At 72.7% G+C, this 278-nt stretch carries 1 pseudogene; it reads left to right on the top strand.

Features of this window, described 5'->3' with window-relative positions:
• Window positions 1-119: pseudogene (locus tag KVT14_RS22805) on the top strand (ubiquinol-cytochrome C reductase); the annotation flags it as partial.
• Window positions 120-278 lie beyond the last annotated feature (159 nt).

Here is a 278-nt window from a genome sequence, read left to right as displayed (position 1 = left end):
CCCCCACGCACCGCCCCCTGCCCCAGCTGCCGATCACCGTGGACGACGAGGGCAACCTCGTCGCGCTGAGCGGTTTCGACTCCCCCATCGGCCCGTCCTTCTGGGAGCGCCTCACGTGAGCACCGTCGACCCTCCCCCGGCACCGCCGACGCGCACCACGCGCGCCGCCGCGGCGACCGCGGACTACCTGGACCAGCGCACCGGCGGCGGCAACGCCGTCAAGGAGTTCGCGCGCAAGATCTTCCCCGACCACTGGTCGTTCCTCCTGGGTGAGATCG

Origin of the sequence: Cellulomonas sp. GbtcB1 (assembly GCF_019091725.1) — a bacterium.
Taxonomy (GTDB): Bacteria; Actinomycetota; Actinomycetes; order Actinomycetales; family Cellulomonadaceae; genus Cellulomonas.
This window is presented reverse-complemented; position numbering and strand designations above follow the sequence as displayed.